Genomic DNA, 20,072 nt, shown 5'->3' on the forward strand with positions numbered 1-20,072 from the left:
CAGTGGCGAGCTTAGGAAAAAGCGAAGAGAAATTTGTGATAGAACGTAAAACAGCAAGAGTAATGAGACGGATCAACACCATACACTTTATCGGTATTGGCGGTGCAGGTATGGGTGGGATCGCCGAAGTCATGGCCTTTGAAGGATATCGGATCACCGGATCGGATATCGCCGCAAACGCCATGACTGAACGCTTGTTGCGCGTTGGTGCGGAAGTTTTTATCGGCCATCATGAAAACAACGTTAAAGACGCTGACGTGGTGGTGGTTTCTAGTGCAATTGATGAGCGTAACCCTGAGATCATTGCAGCCAAAGCGGCACGTATTCCAGTGGTACGCCGTGCTGAAATGTTAGCGGAATTGATGCGTTTTCGCCATGGTATTGCCATTGCAGGCACGCATGGCAAAACCACGACAACCAGTTTAATTGCCAGTATTTTTGCTGAAGCGGGCTTAGATCCGACTTTTGTCATTGGTGGTTTGCTTAACAGTGCAGGCAGTAATGCCAAACTCGGCAGCAGTAATTATCTGGTCGCAGAAGCGGATGAGTCTGATGCCTCATTCTTGCACTTGCAGCCTATGGTGTCGGTAGTAACGAATATCGAAGCCGACCATATGGATACTTATGGCGGCGATTTTGAAAAGATGAAAGACACCTACGTCGAATTTATTCATAATTTGCCGTTTTACGGTTTGGCGGTGGTGTGTAGTGATTCAGACGTAGTGTGTGAGCTTATCCCTCGTTTCGCGCGGCCAGTGATCACGTATGGTTTGAATAAAGACGCCGATTATCGCGTCACCGAATTTAGTCAAAACGCCAGCAGCTCGCAGTTTACTGTGGTCACTAAACAGGGCAAAGCGCTTGAGGTCACGTTGAATATGCCGGGGCTACATAATGCTTTGAATGCCACTGCTGCGATTGCGGTAGCAAAAGATCACGATATTAGCGATGTTGCAATTTTAGCCGCATTGGCGAAGTTTGCCGGAGTTGGGAGGCGCTTCCAACACTACGGCACCTTTAACAACGAACGCGGCGAAGTCATGTTGGTGGATGATTATGGTCACCATCCGTCAGAAGTCGCCGCAACGGTACGTGCCGCAAAAGCCGGCTGGCCGAACAAACGGATTGTGATGGTATACCAACCACACCGTTTTACCCGTACTCGTGATTTGTACGAAGACTTTGTTAAAGTGCTGGCCGAAGTCGATTTACTTTTGCTACTCGATGTATACAGTGCCGGTGAAGCACCGATTGTGGGGGCGGATAGTAAAAGCTTGTGCCGCAGTCTTCGTCAACGTGGCGTTGAGCCTATTCATGTGGCGAAACATGAAGAACTATCGGGTATCCTTGCTGAGGTATTGAAAGATCAGGATTTAGTCATCACGCAAGGCGCAGGTAATATAGGTCAGCTAGTGAAAAAACTGGCCGCGACCGAACTTTCTATTGAAGCATTAAAACAAGGTGAACTATGACCCAGTTTGGTAAAGTTGCAGTCTTACTAGGTGGGAACTCAGCTGAGCGTGAAGTTTCGCTGAAGTCTGGCAATGCGGTATTAAAAGCACTGCAAAATGCAGGCGTGGATGCGTTTGCCTTCGACCCAGCAGAGCAGAACTTAGCGGAATTGCGCACACTCGATGTAACACGGGTATTTATTGCTTTGCATGGTCGTGGTGGAGAGGATGGCACAGTGCAAGGCGCATTGCAGTATTTAGGTTTACCTTACACTGGCTCTGGCGTACTAGGTAGTGCGTTGGCCATGGATAAAGTACGATGCAAGCATTTATTCCAGTCTGCTGGATTAAGCACTTCTCCATATCGCGTTGTGGATGCACAGCAAGCCCATGATGTTGAAGCGATTATTTCCGAACTTGGGGCTGTGATGGTGAAACCAAGTCACGAAGGCTCGAGCATCGGCATGTCGAAGGCAAGCAGCGCCGAGGAATTACAAGCCGCCTTGGAAGAGGCGTTTAAATATGACTCGCAAGTATTGGTGGAGCGTTGGATCACAGGCCGCGAGTTTACTGTGGCCATGTTGGGTGCAGATGTGCTGCCAGTTATCGAAATGACTACGCCGCGCGGCTTTTATGATTATCAGGCAAAATATCAGTCAACGACCACCGAGTACCATTGCCCTGCAGCATTAACGCCTGAGCAGACCACGCACTTACAGCATTTAGCTAAGCAAGCCTTTGATTTAGTGGGTGCTTCTGGTTGGGGGCGAGTGGATGCGATGCAAGATCAAAATGGTCAGTTTTACCTATTGGAAGTGAATACGGTGCCGGGTATGACAGAAAAGTCTTTGGTGCCAATGGCTGCCAAGGCGACGGGTTTAACATTTGAGCAATTAGTTATTCGCATTTTGGAGCAAACGCTTTAATATGCGTACATTTTTGGGGAAGACTCGGGCATTTTTACACAGCTGTAACTGGCCGTTGCTGGGTGGCGTGAGTTTTTTTCTGATTGTGCTACTGACCTTGTGGCAATTGGTGTTTGGCGTCAGTGACTGGCTGGTTACGCATAAAGATGCGCAAATCAAACAATTGACTGTACTAGGAAAGCCTCAGTATACCGAGGAGCGTGAGATCATCGCAGCAATCAAACGGGTTGATCTCAGCAGTTATTTTAAGCTGGATGTGAAGCGTGTGCAGCAAGAGGTACAAGCTTTGCCTTGGGTTGCGAGCGCCTCGGTGCGTAAGCAGTGGCCTAATACCTTGCAAGTATACGTGGTTGAACATCAGCCGATGGCTATTTGGAACAGTGATTTATTACTAAACCAGCAAGGGCAAGTGTTTCAGGCACAAAGTGAAAAATTGGCGGATGATTTACCGCAGCTTTATGGCCCAGAAGGGAGCGAAGTTGAAGCTTGGCAAACCTTTGTGCAATTTCGTGAATTGCTGGCGGTAAACCAGTTTAAGCTAGTGAGTTTGGCGTTATCAGAGCGTTTTGCTTGGCAGCTATGGCTTGACAATGGCATTCGTTTAAACCTTGGGCGGGAAGAAAAAGCCCAACGAGTACAAAGATTTATTGATGTTTTTCCGCATTTGGAAAGACCTGATGGCGCTAAAATCGACGCAGTAGATTTACGCTATGACACCGGATTAGCGGTAAGTTGGAAATTCCCAGCATCGCAACAACAACAGAATAAGAGTGCAGCATGACCAAATCAGCAGAGAGAAATTTGGTGATTGGATTGGACGTAGGGACTTCAAAAGTGGTCGCTACCGTCGGAGAGATCACGGCAGACAACCAGCTTAGTATTGTCGGGGTTGGTCGTCAGGTGTCTCATGGTATGGATAAAGGCGGAGTGAATGACCTCAACCTAGTGTCGGAATCGATTCGCCGTGCCATTGATGAAGCCGAGCTTATGGCTGATTGCCGCATCAGTTCCGTGTATTTGGGGATTTCCGGCAAACATATTCAGTGTCAGAACGAAAATGGCGTAGTTGCTATCAACAACGCTGAAGTGACGGACGAAGATATCGCTAACGTGATCCACATTGCCCGTTCAGTGCCTATTTCCGCTGAGCGTAAAATGCTGCATTCATTGCCACAAGAGTACAGTATCGACATGCAAGAAGGGATCAAAAACCCACTTGGCATGAGTGGGGTACGGATGGAAGCGCGCGCGCACATCATTACTTGCTCAAATGATATGGCGAAAAACATTGAGAAATGCGTTGAGCGCTGTGGCTTACAGGTAGATCAGTTGATATTCAGCGCTTTGGCCTCGTCTTATGCGTCTTTGACCGAAGATGAAAAAGAACTCGGCGTGGCGGTGATTGATATTGGTGGTGGCACGATGGACATCGCGATATTTATCAACGGTTCATTACGCCATTCTGCGGTGATCCCAGTGGCAGGCAATCAAGTGACCGGTGATATCGCAAAGATTTTCCGTACGCCAATCTCGCATGCAGAATCGCTTAAAGTACAATATGCCTGCGCGAGCAGCCAAATGGCGAGCAATGAAGAAACCATTGAAGTACCAAGCGTTGGTGGACGCCCAGCACGTTTAATGTCGCGTCATACATTGTCTGAAGTAGTGGAGCCGCGCTTTAGAGAATTATTTGAACTGGCGCTAGAAGAAATTCGTAGCGCGGGTTATGAAGAACAGATAGCTGCTGGGATAGTATTAACTGGCGGTACTGCGAAAATGCACGGCGCATTGGAAGTGGCAGAAGAAATCTTCCAGATGCCAGTGCGTATCGGCAAGCCCCTTGGTATGGTGGGGCTAACAGATTATGTTAACGATCCTGCTTTTGCTACGGCGGTAGGGCTATTACAATATGGCCGTACGTTGCAAACCATGAATGCGCAAAAGTCCAAAGCGGATCAGCAGGGGAGTTGGTGGAACCGAGTCACTAAATGGTTCCAAGGTGAGTTTTAATACTCAAAGTCGGAGAGTAGAGATGTTTGATATTATGGAACAGCACAGCGAAGAAGCTGTCATTAAAGTCATCGGCGTCGGTGGTGGCGGTGGCAATGCCGTCGAACACATGGTGAAACAACAAATCGAAGGCGTACGTTTTATCGTCGCCAATACCGATGCCCAAGTATTACGTAAGTCAGGTGCGGATATTACCGTTCAGCTTGGCAAGCAGATCACCGCAGGTTTAGGTGCTGGTGCAAACCCTGATGTTGGTCGCAAGGCGGCAGAAGAAGACGCCGAGTCGATTCGTAATGCCTTAGACGGCGCGGACATGGTGTTTATCGCTGCGGGTATGGGCGGTGGTACAGGTACTGGGGCTGCGCCAGTTGTTGCGCGTATCGCCAAAGAATTAGGGATTTTGACGGTTGCGGTAGTAACACGTCCATTTGACCTAGAAGGTAAAAAGCGTATGGCAGCGGCTGAGCAAGGTATTGCTGAGCTGGCTGAAATTGTAGACTCGCTTATTACAATTCCGAACAATAAATTACTTAAAGTATTAGGTAAGGGCACTACACTGCTAGATGCCTTCGCTAAAGCAAATGACGTATTGTACGGTGCGGTGCAAGGTATTGCTGAGCTTATCACTCGTTCAGGTCTTATCAACGTTGACTTTGCTGACGTGCGTACTGTGATGTCAGCGATGGGTACGGCGATGATGGGTACAGCATCTGCAACGGGTCCAGACCGTGCACAAGAAGCCGCAGAAGCTGCGATTTCTAGCCCGCTGTTGGAAGATGTTGACCTGACCGGGGCAAAAGGTATTTTGGTAAACATTACCGCCGGTATGGACATCACCATCGAAGAATTTGAAATTGTCGGGAACCATGTCAAGGCATTGGCGTCTGAGAATGCAACGGTGGTGGTTGGTGCGGTGATCGACCCAGAAATGAGTGAAGAGCTGCGTGTAACGGTGGTTGCGACAGGCCTAGGTGGTGATCGTCGCCCTCAATTTGGCATCGTCAACAACCACTACAAAAAAGCGGTTGGCGCTGAAACCACGCATGTGAGCAGCGTAGCTAACAATATGTTTGTACCAAGCTTTACTAGCCCAATGGCTGATGACGACCTAATGCCGACGGCTAAGCCTGAAGCTGCAGAGCCAAGCATCAAAGCAGAAGCGGCGAAGCCAAGTGCGAAAAAAGACAACGCAGATTATTTTGATATCCCAGCGTTTTTGCGTAAGCAAAGCGATTAATTGTAAAGCGCGGGTGCTGCGGTAAAGTAACTCGGAATAAGTGGTGAAATCCTTTTAGGGACATAGCACTTTTTTCATTGGTTGATGTTTAAACAATTTGGCAGCTGGTCGTATGTATGGTACGATCCGCGGTCTTACGTATTAGAGTAGGCGAACCTATGATTAAACAGCGTACGATTGCAGAAGTAGTCAAAGCAACGGGTGTAGGACTTCACAAGGGAGAAAAGGTCACTATCACTCTCCGACCTGCGCAGGCGAATACCGGAGTTGTATTTCGTCGCGTTGACCTTGATCCTGTGGTGGACTTCGAAACTACCCCAGAAGCCGTTGGTGATACGCAATTGTGTACCTGTTTAACAAACAAAGATGGGGTTCGTCTATCAACCACTGAACACTTAATCGCAGCTGTGGCAGCGCTTGGTATTGATAACTTGATCGTTGAACTCGATAGCGCTGAAGTGCCTATCATGGACGGCAGTGCTTTACCTTTCATTTATATGATCCAAAAAGGTGGTATTGCAGAGCTTAATGCGGCAAAGAAATTTATCCGCATTAAAGAAAAAGTCCGTGTCGAAGATGGGGATAAATGGGCGGAAATCGAACCTTATGATGGCTTTCATATTGATTTCGAAATTGCCTTTAATCACCCAGCGATTAATGACAGTCGTCAGCGTATCGGTTTGGATATCACGCCACGTAGCTTTACTGAAGAGATCAGCCGCGCGCGCACCTTTGGCTTTATGAAAGATATCGAATACATGCATGCGAATAACCTCGCGTTAGGTGGCAGCATGGATAACGCAGTGGTATTGGACGAGTTTAAGGTCTTAAATCCAAATGGACTGCGTTATGCAGACGAGTTCGTTAAGCACAAGATCTTAGACTGTGTTGGTGACATGTTTATGGCAGGCCACAACATTCTAGGTAAAATTCGCTGCTATAAATCGGGCCATGGTTTGAATAACAAGCTGCTGCGCAAAATTATGGCGACAGAATCAGCGTGGGAATGGGCAACATTTGATACACCAGTACAAATGCCAGCACCTGGTTTAGACTTAGTAACAGCTAAAACAGCCTGATGTTAAGAAAAAGAATTTGTTAGAAAATGACGCTTCGGCGTCATTTTTTATGCTTATCAGCAAGGGCTGCAAGTTTTAGAAATTTGGCTCGTAAACTCGGTGGTGCCTGCTGCGCGAGCGCTTCAAGCTGAGCTGCGGTAGCTTCACTCAGTTGGCGAGTGTTTTGCTCTTGCCCACTTTGATAGCTGGCTGAACTTTCTTTTACGCGATTGGCTTTTTGTAGCCGAGTTTGTGCTTCTGGGCTGCTGGTGATCTTTAGTGAGGCACAGTCAGGGAGTCCATTAGCACGAAACCCAGACAGCAAATCACCCTTAAGATACTGCAACCGCGTCGCCAGTGTTGGGGATGCCGCCTCGATAAATAGAATACCTTCGCGGTAATGACTAACGCGGCATTTTTTGCCTATGATTGGCCCTAAGATTTGTTGCAAAAGTGCTTGCCATTGCGCTTGCTGTGCGCTTTGTGTGGCATAACGCTGCATTTTTCCACGGTCTTGCAACGTTGCAAAGACTTCATCAAGCGCTTTGGGCGCATAGCGATTTTTGGCCATAGCAAACTACCTGTGGTAAAGATTAACTGAGCTCAAGAGATAGCTAGCAACTTGGTGCTATACCCTTCCTATAAGTACAAGTAATTTGGTAGGGTATCTCTGCTATAGATTGTATCAGAGTCGCGCGCCAAGCGAAGTGTTATCTCTTTAACAGATTTTAAACTTGTCAAACAAGTTATGCAGTTTACTCTTGAAAACGGGCAAAGCTGCCTTCATATCATGCAGATAGCAACAGCCAAGGGAAAGTGCCCCACATTTCTGACCAGTCGTTGTATATTCATTTACATCAATAGGTTTGCAGCGCCGCTAAGTCTGGTATGATATGGCAACTTTTTAGACTCTAAAGCTTAAAAACTCATCACTTGTTAGTAGTGGATTGGGATAAGTGGGGCGTAGACCCCAGAATTATGTAACGGTTTGAACATGATAACTAAAATTTTTACCAAGCTTTTTGGTAGTCGCAACGACCGCACGATCAGAAACTTACGAAAAACAGTGGCGCTTATTAATGCAATGGAAGCAGATATTGCAGCTTTAAGTGACGAACAATTAAAAGCGAAAACAGCAGAGTTTCGCGCGCGTTTTGATGCTGGCACCAGTTTAGATGATTTGCTGCCAGAAGCTTTTGCGGTAGTCCGCGAAGCGTCAAAACGGGTGTACGGCATGCGTCATTTCGACGTACAAATGATTGGTGGCATGGTATTACACCAAGGCCGTATCGCAGAAATGCGTACTGGTGAAGGTAAAACCCTGACCGCAACCTTGCCTGCTTATCTAAACGGTTTAACCGGCAAAGGCGTGCACGTTATTACCGTGAACGACTACCTCGCCAAGCGTGATGCTGAAAACAACCGCCCGTTATTTGAATTTTTAGGCTTATCAGTTGGTTGTAATGTGCCAGGTATGATGGGCGCACAGAAAAAACAAGCTTATGCTGCGGATATCACATACGGTACCAATAACGAATTTGGCTTTGATTATCTGCGCGATAATATGGCGTTCAGTATCAATGAGCGAGTACAACGTCCGTTGTATTTTGCTGTAGTCGACGAAGTTGACTCAATCCTCATCGACGAAGCGCGTACGCCTCTGATTATTTCAGGGCCAGCTGAAGACAGCTCGCACCTCTATGCTGAAATCAACAAAATTGTTCCAGAGCTACAACGTCAGGAAAAAGAAGACGAAGAAGGCGTTGAAGGCGATGGCGATTTCACTATCGACGAAAAGTCGAAACAAGTGCATTTGACTGAGCGTGGCCAAATTAAGGTTGAAGAGTTATTAACTAGCCGTGGTTTACTGCAAGAGGGTGATTCACTTTACTCTGCTGGTAATATTTCATTACTAAGCCATGTTTATGCGGCGTTACGTGCACACAAACTCTATCAAAAAGACGTCGACTATGTGGTAAAAGACAACGAAGTGATTATCGTTGATGAACACACAGGTCGTACTATGGAAGGCCGTCGTTGGTCAGAAGGCTTGCACCAGGCGGTTGAAGCCAAAGAAGGCGTTCGGATCCAAAACGAAAACCAAACATTGGCATCAATTACCTTCCAAAACTATTTCCGTCTGTACGACAAACTGGCAGGTATGACAGGTACTGCGGATACTGAAGCTTTTGAATTCCAATCTATTTATGCTTTAGATACGGTAGTTATCCCAACCAATAAACCTATGGTACGTGATGACCGTACTGATTTGGTTTACCTGACTCAAGAAGAAAAGTACGAAGCAATTTTGGCCGACATTCGTGGTTGCCAAGAGCGAGGTCAGCCAGTATTGGTGGGTACGATTTCAATTGAGAGCTCTGAATATCTTTCACATTTCCTGCGCAAAGAGAAAATCGAACACAACGTGCTGAACGCTAAGTTCCACGCGCAAGAAGCTGAGATTGTTGCTGATGCGGGTTTACCGGGTAAAGTTACTATCGCCACTAACATGGCTGGCCGTGGTACGGATATCGTGCTAGGTGGTAACTGGCAGGCAGAAGTTGCCAAGCTAGATAATCCAAGCGAAGAGCAAATTGCCGCAATTAAAGCCGCGTGGCAAGCTCGTCATGATGCGGTATTGGCTGCCGGTGGTTTACATATTATCGGTACTGAGCGCCATGAATCGCGTCGTATTGATAACCAATTACGTGGTCGTTCGGGTCGTCAAGGGGATGCGGGTTCAAGCCGTTTCTATCTGTCGATGGAAGATGCGCTAATGCGTATTTTTGCTGGCGAACGTATGACCAACATGATGCGTAAGCTCGGCATGCAACGTGGTGAAGCGATTGAGCACCCGTGGGTAAACCGTGCGATTGAAAACGCCCAGCGTAAAGTAGAAGCACGTAACTTTGATATTCGTAAACAATTGCTTGAATACGATGACGTTGCGAACGACCAGCGTCGCGTAGTCTACGAGCAACGTAACGAACTGTTGGAAGAAGGTGACATTTCTGAGACTATTGCGGCTATTCGTAGCGACGTAGTTGGTAGTGTCATAGATCAATACATAGCGCCGCAAAGTTTGGCAGAGATGTGGGATATTCCAGGTTTGGAAGAGCGTATTAAAGCTGACTTCTTAATTGAACTGCCAATCGCGCAGTGGCTAGCAGAAGACCACAAACTGTACGAAGAAGCCTTACGTGAACGTATCGCTGAACATATTGAACAAGCATACAAACGCAAAGAAGATATGGTTGGTGCGCAGGTACTACGCCAGTTCGAAAAGGCTGTAATGTTACAAAGCCTAGATCAACACTGGAAAGATCATTTGGCAGCGATGGATCATCTACGTCAAGGTATCCATTTACGTGGCTATGCACAAAAGAACCCTAAGCAAGAGTACAAGCGTGAATCGTTTGAACTATTCTCACAAATGTTGGAAAACCTCAAGATTGATGTGGTCGGGATCTTAAGTAAAGTACAGGTCCGTGCCGAAGAAGATGTTGAAAAAGTGGAAGAGCAACACCGTCGTAGCGAGCAAGCGCCACGCGAGTATCAACATGCTGAAGCGGAGCACATTGGTGGTGAAGTACCACAAAACGTGGTAGTGGCACGCCATGAGCCGAAAGTGGGCCGTAATGACCCATGTCCTTGTCAATCGGGTAAAAAATACAAACAATGCTGTGGCAAGCTGAGCTAAGCTAGCACAGAGGTAAAAAAGCGACTGCGGTCGCTTTTTTTATTGGAGGAAGTATGACTAAGAAAATCGTTAAGGTAGCCGTTGGTGTGGTACTTAAGGGCGAACAAGTGCTGATCTGTAAACGTAGTGCAGAGCAACATCAAGGTGGTTTATGGGAATTCCCAGGCGGCAAAATCGAAGCCAGTGAATCTGTGTTTAGTGCATTGCAACGTGAGTTAAAAGAAGAAGTTGACATCACTATTACCAAAGCTCAGCCGCTTATCGACATTGATCATGATTACGGAGATAAATTAGTTGCGCTAAAAGTGCTGCTGGTAACCGATTTTGTTGGTGAAGCCAAAGGCTTGGAAGGGCAACCCTTGTGTTGGGTCAATAAATCACAACTGGCTGAGTATGAGTTTCCTGCTGCCAATCAAGCAATTTTACATGCCTTGATTACGTATTTTAAGCAATAACCCCACTTATTACACCTAGGCTCAATACTTGACCAAGTAGTGAGCCAAGCTCCTTTTCAGCCCACATATCTTGTTACAAAATACATGGTTTTCAGCGCTTTCTCGACAAAGGTACACTATAGTCTATGACGCTAGGTCAGGTTCAGCGACGATAACTACATTGGCAAAGGCAGTAAGTCAGTAATGCTGAGGTTTATCAGCGTATTTGAGTGTGATCAAGTTATCAAACCTGAGCTTAGCTGAATAGACCTTGAGAAGGATGACACGCATCCAATCAATTGAACTGGGTATAATAAAGAGACGGCTATGAAAAAAATAACGTTAACCGCCGCAAGTATCGCACTTGCTTTAGGTCTGGTTGGCTGTGGCGAGAAAGTGGCACAAACGCCTACGGTCACAGTGGCTCCTGCAGCGACTTTACAGTCTGGTATCGCGCTAGAAAATTTGGATCAAAGTGTACGTGCACAAGACGACTTCTATTATTTTGTGAATGGCAAGTGGCTTGAGAAAACCGAGATCCCAGCAGATAAATCTAACTACGGATCTTTCACTCAGCTGTATGACGAGTCGCAAAAAGCGATGAAAACAGTACTTGAAACAGCAGCGCAAAATTTGGGCGTTGATCACACCAGTGATGAGTACAAACTTGGTGCTTTTTATCTTAGCTATATGAATGAAAGCGCTCGTAACGAGCTTGGTTTTGAGCCACTACGTGGCTATTTGGCGCAAATCAGTGCAGTCCAAAATAAAGCTGAACTTGCAAGCTTGATGGGGTCGTTGCAAACAAAAGGCGGGAGTTTACCATTTGGATGGTATGTGAATAATGACGAGAAAAACTCTAGCCAATATGCGTTATATATTTATCAGTCAGGTTTAGGTTTGCCAGATAGAGACTACTACCTCAAAAATGACGATAAGTTTGCGACCATCCGTGATAAGTATCAGGCTTATGTCACCGAGATTTTAAGCCGCGCAGGGATAGCAGAAGCAGAGAAAGCGGCGGCAGCTGTGATTGCGCTTGAGCATCAGATCGCGCAGGCGCAGTGGAGTCGTGTTGAAACACGCGATGCCACTAAGTCATACAATAAAATGAGTGTAACTGAACTCAACTCACTGCTTGGTGAATTTGATGTTAACGCATACTTAGCTGCCGCTGGTGTTAATACACAGGAGCTTGTGGTGAACCAGCCGAGTTATCTCGAAAAATTAGCTGGCATTTATGCGCAAACCCCAATTCAGACTTGGCAGCATTATCTGGCTTTCCATTTCGTCAATAATTACGCTGCGTTACTTGATAAAAACACCGTAGACCTCAATTTTGCGTTTTATTCCACCACGCTGCGCGGGGTTGCTGAGCAATCACCAACGTGGAAAAAAGCGGTGGATGCCAGTAACGAAGTGATTGGCGAAATCTTAGGTAAAATCTACGTAAAAGAGTATTTTCCGCCAGAAGCTAAAGCGCGTATGCAGGAACTGGTTGGTAATTTGATCAAAGGCTTTGAGCAAGCAATTGATGGCCTTGAGTGGATGAGCACAGAAACCAAAGTGGCCGCTAAAGCTAAGCTGCACAAGTTTACGCCGAAAATTGGTTATCCAGATAAATGGAAGGACTACTCGGCACTTGAGATCAAATCTGATGACTTAGTTGGTAACTATGTGCGCCACAACAATTGGGCTTACCAAGATATGGCCAACAAGCTCGGTAAACCAGTTGATCGCTCTGAGTGGTTTATGACACCACAAACCGTGAACGCCTATTATAATCCAGTAAATAACGAAATTGTTTTCCCTGCGGCGATTCTCCAACCGCCATTCTTTAATTTAGCAGCGGATGATGCGGTTAACTATGGTGCGATAGGTGCGGTGATAGGCCATGAACTGGGCCACGGCTTTGACGACCAAGGTGCAAAATATGATGGCGACGGTAATCTGCGCAATTGGTGGAGTGAAGCAGACCTTGCACAATTCGAAGCGCGTGGTAAGCAGTTGGTTGCTCAGTATGATGGTTTTAAACCATTCGAAGATGCGAACGTCAATGGTCAACTCACGCTTGGCGAAAATATCGGTGACTTAGGTGGCTTGACTGTAGCGTACAAAGCCTATCAAATCGCTTTGGCTGGTAAGCCTGCGCCAGTTATTGATGGCTACACAGGCGAGCAGCGTTTCTTTATGGGCTGGGGACAAATCTGGCGCCGTAAATACCGTGATGAGGAACTGCGCAACCGTTTGATGACAGATCCGCATTCACCTAGCCACTATCGTGTAATCGGCATTTTGTCCAACATGCCAGAGTTTTACCAGGCATTTGATGTGAAAGAGGGCGATAAGATGTACCTCAAACCTCAAGATCGCGTCAAGATTTGGTAAGTTCGTTTCTAAACCCGCCACATGGCGGGTTTTTTGTCTCAACCCATTCCCCCTTAGTCGCATTCATATTGTATGTGTGGCACGAAGCTTTACAGTCTAAGTAAACCTAACAAAAAAACAGGATCGGACATGGCTTGGCGAATTTCCTTTACTCTTAAACCTATGCTGCGATATTGGCTGGCGGCGAGCTGCTTAGGCATGATTACTTTGCTACAGACTGCACTGGCTTATGACCGGATCACAGGGCAGCACTTTGCTAGTCGCTCAGAAGTGATAGCACCGCACGCCATGGCGGCAACATCGCAACCGCTTGCAACGCAAGTGGCGCTCGACGTGATGAAGCAAGGCGGTAATGCAATAGATGCAGCCATTGCAGCGAATGCGGTGTTGGGTTTGGTAGAGCCTACCGGATGTGGTATTGGTGGCGATCTGTTCGCCATCGTATGGCATGCGAAATCGCAAAAATTATATGGCCTTAATGCCAGTGGCCGCTCTCCACAAGCGCTGAGCTTGGCAACGTTAAAAGCGCAGGGCGATAAAATCCCCAGTTATGGTCCATTACCAGTATCTGTGCCGGGGGCGGTTGATGGGTGGTTTGAGCTACATCAGAAGTTTGGTAGCACTGCCATGAGTAAACTGTTGGCTCCCGCGATTGCATATGCCGAGCAGGGGTTTCCAGTCTCAGAATTGATAGCCTATTACATGCAGAAGAGTGTGGCTGCGCGTGGGCAATATCCAGGTTTTAAAGACGTGTTTATGCCAAATGGGGCTATGCCTAAAAAAGGTGAGCTATTTAAAAATCCGGCGCTTGCAAACAGTTATCGCTTATTGGCAAAGCACGGGCGGAGCGCGTTTTATGAAGGTGAAATCGCCCGTGAAATCGATACTTATATGCGTGAGCAAGGTGGTTATCTACGCTATGAAGATTTAAAAGCGCACCGCAGCGAATGGGTAGAGCCAATAGGGGTTGATTATCGTGGCTATACGCTATGGGAACTGCCACCCAATGGTCAAGGTATAGCAGCGCAGCAGATCCTTAATATTCTAGAAGGTTATGACCTCAAAACCATGGGGTTTGATAGTGCTGAGTATATTCATGCCTTTGTTGAAGCCAAAAAGTTGGCTTTTGCTGACCGCGCTAAATATTACGCGGACCCTGATTTTGCCAAAGCTCCATTACAGCAGCTGCTGTCAAAAGACTATGCCGCCAAGCGTCGTGCGCAAATTAATCCAGATAAAGCAGCAAAGCGCGACCATGCAGGACCAGTTGAGGGTGACACTATCTATATGACCACTGCGGATAGCGAAGGCAATATGGTTTCGCTTATTCAAAGTAATTACCGAGGCATGGGCTCGGGGATGACCCCAGCGAAACTGGGTTTTGTGCTACAAAACCGTGGTGAAATGTTTAGCTTAACTGAAGGCCACAATAATGTGTATGCGCCGGGCAAGCGGCCATTCCACACTATTATTCCTGCCTTTGTCACTAAAGATGGCAAGCCTTATATGAGTTTTGGCGTAATGGGCGGCGCCACGCAGCCGCAAATGCATGCCCAAATCTTAATCAACATGATTGATTTTGGTATGAATTTGCAAGAAGCGGGTGATGCACCACGCATTTTGCATACAGGTAGCTCACAACCGACAGACGAAATTATGCTCGATGGTGGTCAGGTGCATTTGGAAAATGGTTTTAGTGCGGGTGTACGCCGGGCGTTAATTGAAAAAGGACATCAACTGAGTGAAGCGGTTGGCCCTTATGGTGGTTATCAGGCGATTTTGCGCGATAGCAAAAACGGTGTTTATTACGGCGCTTCAGAAAGTCGTAAAGATGGTCAGGCAGCTGGTTATTAATCATGAAGATTACTTCTATACTTTACCTACTTGAAGCTAGAGCGGTTGGCTGCGTTTGCGCACCCCAATCACCTAGGGGATGAGCCTATTTTCCGCCTGACAACATCTAGTTTAGGTGTAAGCAAGTAAAACGGCGCGATTTTTAGCGCCGTTTTTTTATATAAAGCAAACGGTTATAAGCCTTTATGCGGCCAGCTAACATTGCAACAAGTTCAATAGAGTGAAATTTGATAGCGCTGTCATTTTATCTTCTATATGATGAAGTGTAATAAGTTGAGTAAAATATCTGCAATAAACACACAAATTGTTGTGTGACTCTGTGACCGGAGCAAAATCTGATGACGATAAAAAGAACACTATTGGCGGCGCTAGTTTTGAGCAGCCCGTTATTGGCTGAAGCCAAATTTGCACAAGCCCAACTGGATGCTTTTGCTAAAGCAACGCAGCTGACGTTTGCGGTGGAAGATAACTTTTATGGTGAAGCTGGGCAATTCTTGGGTTCTATGACCTTAAAGAATTACTCGCAGGTTGCGTTACCAAAAGGCAAAGGTGACTGGCAGCTTTACATACATTCAGTACGCAAGCTAAACGAGGTAAAATTTACCGGCCTTACTTTAGAGCATATTAATGGTGACTTACATCGTTTAACGCCAAATAAGGATTTCCCGGGGTTGGCCGTGGGTGCTGAGATAAAAGTGCCTTTTGTTGGCTCAGCTTGGGTAGTGGCTTACAGTGATTTTATGCCAAGGGCATTTATCACCGTGGACAAATTGCAACCAGCGATTTTTGCCAACACAGATACGGAAGAATTAAGCCAATTCGTCGCTCCGTTTGTCAAAGAGCAACAGCTTAAGCGCTACAATACCCCGCAAGACCATACGCAAACGGCCACGGCTGAATTACGCTTTGTACAAAACTTACAACTCAATGCTGTTGCTGAAAGTGCGGCTTTGAAACGTATTATCCCTAAACCACAGTCGGTCGATTACAAACGTGGCGAAGCCTTACTAGACAGCAGTTGGGAGTTGCGTTTTGCCGGTCAGCTAAAATCTGAAGTCGGGGTGTTTTTAGACGATTTAAAAACCTATGGTATCGAACTCAAAGCCGAAGCGGATCATATTAGCCCAACTAAGGGCGCTAAAGTCTTAAGTCTGAGTGTAAAACCGGATTTTAAAGATACAGAGGCGTATCGCTTAGTAATTGATAGCAATCGCATTAGCATTGAAGCAGCAGACAATGCGGGTGCCTTCTATGGTTTGCAAAGCTTGCTGGCGCTATTTCCAGCCTCAGCAGCAGGCAGTGTGACCTTACCACAGCTGAAAATTGCCGATGCGCCGCGTTTTCTTTGGCGCGGTATGCATTATGACAACGGCCGTAACTACCACGGCAAAGCGGCGATGTTTAAGCTGGTTGAGCAAATGGCGCGCTATAAACTCAATAAGTTCCACTGGCACTTCTCTGAAGATGAAGGCTGGCGTTTGGAAATACCTGATCTTCCTGAATTGACAGAGATTGGTGCCAACCGTTGTTTTGATTTAACCGAACGTGAGTGTTTACTTACTCAGTTAGGTACAGGTCCATTTAAATCAGGCTCTGGTAATGGTTATCTGACGCGAGCGGAATTTGTTGAATTGCTCAAGTTCGCTAAAGCGCGCCATGTCCAAATAATTCCTGAAATTGAAGGGCCGGGTCACGCTCGAGCAGCTATTAAGGCCATGGAAGCGCGTTATCATAAATTACTGGCTGCAGGGAAAAAAGACCAAGCAGAGCAGTATTTGTTAAGCGACCTCAATGACCAATCACAATACAGCTCGGTACAAGCCTATACGGATAACTCAGTAAACGTGTGCATGGAGTCCAGCTATCGTTTTATTGAGAAAGTGACTTATGAACTACAGGCCATGTATCGTGAAGCGGGTGTGCAGTTAACCAACTTACATTTTGGTGGTGACGAAGTGGGAGTCGGCTCATGGCAACAATCTCCGGCTTGTCAGGCATTGTTTGCCGAAGGCAAACCGGGGGTCATTGGTGTGCAAGATCTTAAGCCTTATTTTACCAAGCGCGTTTCCGAAATCTTTGCGCGCCGCGGTATTGCGCCGGGTGCATGGGAAGATGGCTTAATGTATGACACCACTAATCCATTTAAGCGCGATGAATTTGCTAACAAAACCTTTACTGCCAACGTATGGGACAACATTTGGGAATGGGGTGTTGCCGATAGGGCGTATCGTCTTGCCAACGATGGTTATCAGGTGATCTTGTCGCATGGCACGCATCTTTATTTCGACCATCCTTACGAAGCGCATCCTGAAGAACGTGGCTATTATTGGGCAGCCCGCTACACAGACGCGCGCAAAGTGTTTAGTTACATGCCAGATCACGTCTATGCCAATGCAGACTTTACTCGTAACCTTGAACCAATCGCTAATCTTGAAGCTTTGGTTGGTCGGCCATTGCCGCAGTTAGAAAAGCCAGAAAACATTTTAGGGATCCAAGGTCAGGTATGGAGTGAAACAATTCGTACCGAAGAACAGCTATTAGCTATGGTGTTCCCACGCTTACTACCTTTAGCTGAGCGAGCATGGTATCAAGCGTCCTGGGAAGGGAATAGTCGCAATGAGAAAGCTTTTAATGAAGATTGGTCGGAATTTGCTGCCACTTTAAGTGCAAAGGAGCTTGCAAAACTCAGTCGCGCAGGGATCAAGTTACACCTACCTGTACCGGGTGGAGTTATCGAAGAAGGAAAGTTGCTTGCTAACAGTGCATTCCCTCATTTAACTATTCAATTTAGCGTCGACAATGGCCAAAGTTGGCAAAATTATGCAAGTCCTACCAGTGTTGAGAAGGGACAAGTCATTTTACTGCGGACTTATTTAGACGAGCAAAATGTGAGTCGTGTCACTAAGTTAGGCGAGTAAGTTTGTGAGTTCAACGCAATAAAAGGGTCCTATGGCCCTTTTTTAGTTAAAGTGGTGAATAAAAACACGCTAGTCAAAGCGAGTTTTTTAACGTAAAGTTAAATGTCAGCGCTGTCATTTGATGATCTCAATTTACAGTGCAAATAATAATAGCCAGCCCCAAGCCAAGCAGGCATAGTTAAATTTAAACAACGAGTAGAAGTTTATGGAAGCCACCGTGGATTATGAATCGAATAAAAAAAGCAGCTTAATGCCCATGATAGTTGCAGCATCGTCGTTTTTCTTGCTGGGATTTATCGCCTGGATCAACGGCTCATTGATGCCCTATCTCAAGCAAATGCTTGAGTTAACGCCGCTTAAAACCTCCTTGATCATTTTTACCTTTTATATTTCCGTAACTTTCAGTGCTATTCCATCGGCCAAAATCATCAAGAAGATTGGCTACAAAAATAGTATGGCGCTTGGCATGGTGATCATGATGATTGCAGCGCTGTTATATATTCCGGCTGCTAAAACCCATCTATTTGAAGTGTTTTTAGCTGCACAAATTATTTATGGTATTGGTTTTACGTTGCTACAAACCGCGGTTAACCCGTATGTGGTGAAGTTTGGCCCAGAGGAATCTGCCGCGGTGCGCGTCAGTATCATGGGGATCTTGAACAAATTTGCCGGTGTTATTGCCCCGCACATTTTCACTGCGTTAATCGTTGTGAATTTGGACTTTTCGGTGGGTAGCACCTTGACCATGGAACAAAAAGACATGATGGCGCAAAGCTTAGTGATGCCATATGTTTACATGGCGTTATTGATCTTAGCCTTTACACTATTTGTAAAATTCTCTTCGTTACCTGAGCTACAACTTGAGCAAAACGAGGGCACGCCAGGCGTAAGCGAGATTAAAGAAGCCTTAAAACACCCAAGCTTAGCACTGGGTGTAGTCGCGCTATTCTTCTATGTAGCAGTTGAAGTTATCGCGGGTGACACCATAGGTATCTACGCGTTGTCATTAAAAGTTGAAAACTACAGTATCATGACTTCATACACCATGTTCTGTATGGTGATTGGTTATATTATCGGTATCGCATTGATCCCTAGATTTATTTCTCAGCAAACTGCGTTGACTGGGTCGGCAGTGATTGGTATTTTACTGTCATTGGCGGTGGTATTCGGTAATGCTGAGTCTTATGTGCTCTCGAATGCTCTACTAGTGCCATTTGGGTTAATTGCGCTACCAGATACGCTAATGTTTATTGCAGCCCTTGGTCTTGCTAATGCAATGGTCTGGCCAGCAGTATGGCCGCTGGCTTTGTCTGGACTCGGACGGTTAACTAGCGTAGGCTCTGGATTATTGATTATGGGCATTGCTGGTGGTGCGTTTGGTCCATTGATGTGGGGTGGCGTAAGCTCTACAGCATTAGGGCAGCAAGGTGCCTACTTGGTGATGATCCCTTGTTACCTGTTTATTCTGTTCTATGCGCTAAAAGGCCATAAAATGAAAAGCTGGTAAGTGCAAGCAACAATCTGAATTACAATAATAATAACAAGTACCTCATTTCTATCTGTAAATAGAAATAATCCCGTGTGTGATGCCACCGAAAGGTGGCATTTTTATTTTCTGCTCTCGTATCTCACCATTTTTTCGCTGGCATGTGCCATTCAATTGGGCATTATTCAGATTGAGCAGTAACACGAACATTTTCCACGCGTACTAAGTCTGTATTGCTGAGAGAATGTTAAAGTAGTTTGAGGATTTTTTTGAGCAGAGCGAATTGAATAATTCGAGAAAGCGATAACAACTTGTTGTTTGAGTAAGTAAGGGAATAAAAACAAGATAAGATGGGGCGACTGATGGGGATCGAACCCACGACAACCGGAATCACAATCCGGGGCTCTACCAACTGAGCTACAGCCGCCACTAAGGAGTGTTACACCGCGTTTGGTGTGGCGCGCATATTACATAAAACTCAGAGGGATGGGAAGCAAAATTTGAAAAATTTTATGATTTCCGAAAATTTTCTGCCGTACAGGTAAAATTCATATAGTCTATGTATGATCATCGGATCAAAAATAATCAATAGCGCTTAACTTAAGGGGAA

The 20,072-nt window shown here is 46.1% G+C and carries 13 protein-coding genes and 1 tRNA gene; 12 read left to right on the forward strand and 2 right to left on the reverse strand.

Annotated elements, in window-relative coordinates; genetic code table 11:
* Positions 1-62: 62 nt before the first annotated feature.
* From murC to lpxC, 6 genes are all read left to right on the forward strand, one after another.
* On the forward strand, positions 63-1,472 hold the full coding sequence (gene murC / locus ACFOEE_RS11055) for a UDP-N-acetylmuramate--L-alanine ligase (protein WP_377124427.1): 1,410 nt from the start codon (positions 63-65) through the stop codon (positions 1,470-1,472).
* Positions 1,469-2,377 (forward strand): D-alanine--D-alanine ligase, encoded by a 909-nt coding sequence (locus ACFOEE_RS11060; RefSeq protein ID WP_377124160.1) that lies wholly within the window; start codon positions 1,469-1,471, stop codon positions 2,375-2,377. The genes murC and ACFOEE_RS11060 overlap by 4 nt, the downstream gene beginning before the upstream one ends.
* Position 2,378: 1 nt before the next feature.
* Complete coding sequence (locus ACFOEE_RS11065; RefSeq protein ID WP_377124162.1) at positions 2,379-3,158, forward strand: cell division protein FtsQ/DivIB; 780 nt, start codon at positions 2,379-2,381, stop codon at positions 3,156-3,158.
* A complete protein-coding gene (gene ftsA, locus ACFOEE_RS11070) occupies positions 3,155-4,387 on the forward strand; it encodes a cell division protein FtsA (RefSeq protein WP_377124164.1) in 1,233 nt (410 codons plus the stop codon). Before ACFOEE_RS11065 ends, ftsA begins: the two co-directional genes overlap by 4 nt.
* Before the next feature lie 22 nt (positions 4,388-4,409).
* Positions 4,410-5,624, forward strand: coding sequence for a cell division protein FtsZ (gene ftsZ, locus ACFOEE_RS11075; protein WP_377124166.1), 1,215 nt, complete (start codon positions 4,410-4,412; stop codon positions 5,622-5,624).
* 158 nt (positions 5,625-5,782) lie between these two features.
* The gene (gene lpxC / locus ACFOEE_RS11080) at positions 5,783-6,703 is read left to right on the forward strand and encodes a UDP-3-O-acyl-N-acetylglucosamine deacetylase (RefSeq protein ID WP_377124168.1); all 921 of its coding nucleotides are present in this window, start codon (positions 5,783-5,785) and stop codon (positions 6,701-6,703) included.
* Positions 6,704-6,743: 40 nt separating this feature from the next.
* Here the strand turns inward: lpxC and ACFOEE_RS11085 are convergent, their stop codons facing one another.
* Positions 6,744-7,253 carry a DciA family protein gene (locus ACFOEE_RS11085; protein WP_377124170.1) on the reverse strand — a complete coding sequence of 170 codons (510 nt, stop codon included), beginning with the start codon at positions 7,251-7,253 and terminating at the stop codon, positions 6,744-6,746.
* Between the two features lie 423 nt (positions 7,254-7,676).
* On the opposite strand from ACFOEE_RS11085, the gene secA reads away from it, so the two are divergent.
* From secA to nagP, 6 genes are all read left to right on the forward strand, one after another.
* On the forward strand, positions 7,677-10,382 hold the full coding sequence (gene secA / locus ACFOEE_RS11090; RefSeq protein WP_377124172.1) for a preprotein translocase subunit SecA: 2,706 nt from the start codon (positions 7,677-7,679) through the stop codon (positions 10,380-10,382).
* A gap of 53 nt (positions 10,383-10,435) precedes the next feature.
* Positions 10,436-10,837: an 8-oxo-dGTP diphosphatase MutT gene (gene mutT / locus ACFOEE_RS11095; RefSeq protein ID WP_377124174.1), complete on the forward strand. Its 402-nt coding sequence runs from the start codon at positions 10,436-10,438 to the stop codon at positions 10,835-10,837.
* Positions 10,838-11,143: 306 nt separating this feature from the next.
* Complete coding sequence (locus tag ACFOEE_RS11100) at positions 11,144-13,204, forward strand: M13 family metallopeptidase (RefSeq protein WP_377124176.1); 2,061 nt, start codon at positions 11,144-11,146, stop codon at positions 13,202-13,204.
* A 162-nt stretch (positions 13,205-13,366) separates the two neighbouring features.
* Entirely contained in the window at positions 13,367-15,058 is a 1,692-nt protein-coding gene (gene ggt, locus ACFOEE_RS11105; protein WP_377124429.1) for a gamma-glutamyltransferase, read from the forward strand.
* A gap of 338 nt (positions 15,059-15,396) precedes the next feature.
* Complete coding sequence (locus ACFOEE_RS11110) at positions 15,397-17,976, forward strand: family 20 glycosylhydrolase (RefSeq protein WP_377124178.1); 2,580 nt, start codon at positions 15,397-15,399, stop codon at positions 17,974-17,976.
* 205 nt (positions 17,977-18,181) lie between these two features.
* A complete protein-coding gene (nagP, locus tag ACFOEE_RS11115; RefSeq protein WP_377124180.1) occupies positions 18,182-19,483 on the forward strand; it encodes an N-acetylglucosamine MFS transporter NagP in 1,302 nt (433 codons plus the stop codon).
* Between the two features lie 330 nt (positions 19,484-19,813).
* Here the strand turns inward: nagP and ACFOEE_RS11120 are convergent.
* Positions 19,814-19,889, reverse strand: a tRNA-His gene (locus ACFOEE_RS11120).
* Positions 19,890-20,072: the final 183 nt, after the last annotated feature.

The sequence above is a fragment of the Pseudoalteromonas fenneropenaei genome, from assembly GCF_042643375.1.
Lineage (GTDB): Bacteria > Pseudomonadota > Gammaproteobacteria > Enterobacterales > Alteromonadaceae > Pseudoalteromonas > Pseudoalteromonas fenneropenaei.